The 3,783-nt window shown below is 33.8% G+C and carries 4 protein-coding genes and 1 pseudogene; 3 read left to right on the top strand and 2 right to left on the bottom strand.

What is annotated here, in order from left to right:
* Positions 1–180 precede the first annotated feature (180 nt).
* Complete coding sequence (locus ACIQ0M_RS15270) at positions 181–612, bottom strand: TerB family tellurite resistance protein (RefSeq protein ID WP_396153781.1); 432 nt, start codon at positions 610–612, stop codon at positions 181–183.
* Positions 613–788: 176 nt separating this feature from the next.
* Between ACIQ0M_RS15270 and ACIQ0M_RS15265 the strand changes: the two genes are divergently transcribed.
* From ACIQ0M_RS15265 to ACIQ0M_RS15255, 3 genes are read left to right on the top strand one after another with little or no spacing between them, the layout of a single operon-like run.
* Positions 789–1,382, top strand: a complete 594-nt coding sequence (locus ACIQ0M_RS15265) for a HupE/UreJ family protein (RefSeq protein WP_396153779.1) — start codon at positions 789–791, stop codon at positions 1,380–1,382.
* 22 nt (positions 1,383–1,404) lie between these two features.
* Positions 1,405–1,833 carry a deoxycytidylate deaminase gene (locus ACIQ0M_RS15260; RefSeq protein ID WP_396153777.1) on the top strand — a complete coding sequence of 143 codons (429 nt, stop codon included), beginning with the start codon at positions 1,405–1,407 and terminating at the stop codon, positions 1,831–1,833.
* Positions 1,834–1,853: 20 nt separating this feature from the next.
* Positions 1,854–3,425 (top strand): S41 family peptidase, encoded by a 1,572-nt coding sequence (locus ACIQ0M_RS15255; protein ID WP_396153775.1) that lies wholly within the window; start codon positions 1,854–1,856, stop codon positions 3,423–3,425.
* A 250-nt stretch (positions 3,426–3,675) separates the two neighbouring features.
* Here ACIQ0M_RS15255 and ACIQ0M_RS15250 read toward each other — a convergent pair.
* Positions 3,676–3,783, bottom strand: a pseudogene (locus ACIQ0M_RS15250) (IS1595 family transposase); the annotation flags it as partial.

Below are 3,783 nucleotides of genomic sequence, written 5' to 3'. Positions count from 1 at the left end.
TTAAAATGAAGTCTACAAGCTTCTTCACTTCCAAAATTTGCCGTAAAACTGAATAAATTCATCGCTTTTTTTTATCAAATATAAGGCTTTTTATTTAATTATGGGTAATTGCGGACAATCAATAATAGTTTAAAAGGTAATATTAAACACAAAAAAGCCCTGATTTTTCAGGGCTTTTTTTTATTTATTCATGTGTTGCATTTCAAATAAGAAAGTATCTAAATCCACATTTAGAATCAAAAGCGAAAGAGCTTTGTCTACAATATAATTCACATTCCCGGGAGTAAATCCTAAAGCCAAGGCAAATTTGGTTAGAATTTCTTTTTGTTTTGGTCCTAAAACATGGTCAGCATACACCATGCGAGCCAAATCATATAAACGCTCTAAACGGTGAATGTACAAATATGGAGGATTGATTGGATATTTCATTGGGTTTTCCATGATTTCATCGTATTCATCCTTAGATATTTCCAAGTTTTTAGCAAGTTTATCAATGAATTCTCTCTCTTCTACCGTGATATCTCCGTCGCTTAATGCCACACGCACAATAGCTGAAAAGTGACCTTTATTTCTATTTTTAAATCCGCTATCAAATAAATCTGAAATTGACATAAATTTGTTTTAAATGGTTATGCAAATATAATTCTATTTCCAATTTTTTTTAAGAAATCCGCAAAAATTCTTTATAAAAATTACTATTCTTTAACATCATTTTAAAGGTTTCAGATTCAACCGTTTCAAAATAAATCGTAAGTTTGAGCACTCTAAGTTTTAAAATCTATTAATCTATGTCAGAATTCTGGTTATACTTTAACATTGGTCTTCAACACGTCCTCGATATTGATGGCTATGATCATGTGCTTTTTCTCCTTGCATTAACGGTTCCTTATGCTTTTAAAGATTGGAAACGTGTGCTGATTTTAGTTTCGCTTTTTACATTAGGTCATACGTTGGCTTTGATGCTTTCTGTTTTTGAAGTCGTAATTATCAAAGCGAGTTTGGTTGAATTTCTTATTCCAATTACTATTTTAATCACCGCTCTTTTCCATCTTTTTACGGCCGGAAAATCAGGCAAAAAAGAAAGTATCACGTTTGTGGCTTTTGTGACTTTGTTTTTCGGAATTATTCACGGATTAGGTTTCTCCAACTATTTTAAATCGATTTTACCGGGTGAAAAGACAGATAAATTAGTCCCACTTTTAGAATTTGCACTCGGAATTGAAGCTGCTCAAATTATTGTAGTGTTAATTGTTTTACTTTTGTCGTACATTGTTCAAACCTTTTTTCGTTTTTCTAAGCGGGATTGGACTTTGGTCATGTCGGCTTTTGTCATTGGAGTGGTACTTCCAATGATAATTGGCAGTGACATTTGGAAAGGATAATTGCTACAACGGATGTTAAAAAATGAATAAAAAGAAACTAAATAAATATGACAAGGCCTACCTTCGTATTGCAAAGGAGTGGAGTCGTTTGTCCTACTGCAAACGCAAGCAAGTGGGAGCCATCATTGTGAAAGACCGCATGATTATTTCAGATGGTTACAACGGAACACCTTCGGGTTTTGAAAATTGTTGCGAAGATGAAAATAACCTCACAAAATGGTATGTTTTGCATGCCGAGGCTAATGCGATTTTAAAAGTGGCGGGTTCAACTCAGTCATGTGAAGGAGCTACATTGTACATCACTTTATCACCTTGTAAAGAATGTAGCAAATTGATTCATCAATCGGGAATAAAACGAGTGGTTTATCATCAAGGCTACAAAGATGAAAGCGGACTTGAATTCTTACTAAAAGCAGGTGTTGAAGTAGAATTAATCGAAGAATTAGAATAATTCTCCCAGCAGGAAAATAAGTGAAAATAAAAAAAATATACTGGCCAATTGTACTCTTTTCTGCTATTGCATTAGGAGTAATTGTAGGAGGAAAACTCAATACTTTTTCTCCACAAACGTCAATGTCGCCCAATAACTATAAGAGTAAGCTGAACCGTTTGATCGATTTTATCGAAAGAGATTACGTAGATCAGGTTGATACCGACAGTATTGTCGACCTAACTGTCAATGGAATTTTGGAAAAGCTTGATCCTCATTCTGTTTATATTTCTAAAAGTGAATTTGATGAAGTGTCAGAATCTATGCGAGGTGATTTTGTGGGAATTGGCGTCAATTTTTATATGTACAAAGATTCAGTAGCTGTCATCAAACCTTTGCAAGGCGGACCTTCGGAAAAAGCCGGAATAAAGTCAGGAGACAGAATTTTATATGCCGATAAGTATAAATTATTCGGAAGAAAATTGCCTAATGATTCCCTTTTTCCAAAATTAAAAGGCGAAGTAGGTTCTGAAGTTACGCTTACCCTTTATAGAAAAAGCGAAAACAAACAACTTAAAGTCAAATTAAAACGCAATGTTATTCCGATAAAAAGTGTAGATGTTGCTTTGATGATTAATACTACCATCGGATACATAAAAATCAATCGATTTGCAGAATCAACTTATAAAGAATACAAGGAAGGACTTTTGAAACTCAAAGCAAAAGGAGCCAAAACTATCGTAATTGATGTCCGTGACAATGGAGGTGGTTATTTAGATCAAGCAGTAAAAATAGCCGATGATTTTCTAGTGAAAGATGCTCCTATTGTTTCTACCAAAAACAAGAAAGGACGAATTGACAAAACCAAAGCAACAAGCGGAGGTCTTTTTGAAAACGGAAAAATAATCGTTTTAATCAATGAAAATTCAGCTTCTGCTTCTGAGATTTTAGCCGGAGCCATTCAGGATAATGACCGAGGTTTGATTATTGGTCGACGTTCCTTCGGAAAAGGTTTGGTGCAACGCGAAATGCCATTGGGTGACGGTTCGGCTGTGCGTTTAACTGTAGCAAGATATTATACACCATCCGGGCGTTCCATTCAAAAACCTTATGTAGAAGGGAATGAAGACTATTTCAATGAATTTGAAAAGCGTTTTTACAACGGTGAACTATACGAAAAAGACAGTATCAAAGTAGCCGATAGTTTAAAATTCAAAACCTTAAAAGGAAGGACTGTGTATGGGGGAGGAGGAATCATACCTGATGTTTTTGTGCCACTAAATGGGAAACACGGAGACGAAGCCACCGAAATGCTCATGCAATCCGGAATTGTAAGCTACTTTGTGTTTGAACAATTAGACCAAAATCGAAAAGAATTTGGAGGGTTAACGTTTGACCAATTTAAAAAGAAGTTTGAAGCAAATAATTTGTATGTAGATAAGTTTGAAAATTACCTTAACACTAACGGTGTTTCACTCAATTTAGACAGTCATAAACCAATGGTAAAAATCTACTTGATGGCAGAATTTGCCCGTCAATTATTTGATGAAGAAAAATACTTTGCCATTCGATTGAAAAACGATTTAATGATTCAAGAGGTATTGAAGAAGTAGCCTCTAAAATAAATTATTGAATTGAAAATGAGACATTTACAGCAAGATTTTGTCGTACATTAAAATCAAATTACAGAAATTCAAAAACATATCTAAACCATTAAAAGTCAGGATTTGAACTAAAATAGAGCAGGGGGTAGAGTTAAATAAAAGACGTAAAGTTATTTTTTTCAAAAAGAGATATTATGAATTACCTCAAAATAATTGGTTAACCACAAAATAAAAACTTACTTTGATTGTCCGTTATTAGTCATAACCCTGTAATGCTTGCTATCACTAGCCTGTCGAATAATTTTTCTTCAAAATACCGTCTATTAAGCTTGTAAACGAACTCATTTAGGTATAATTGTAAATATTT

It is taken from the genome of Flavobacterium sp. (assembly GCF_044339515.1).
GTDB lineage: Bacteria > Bacteroidota > Bacteroidia > Flavobacteriales > Flavobacteriaceae > Flavobacterium.
Note: the sequence above shows the minus strand (reverse complement) of the source record. Positions and strands in the feature narration are given on the sequence as shown.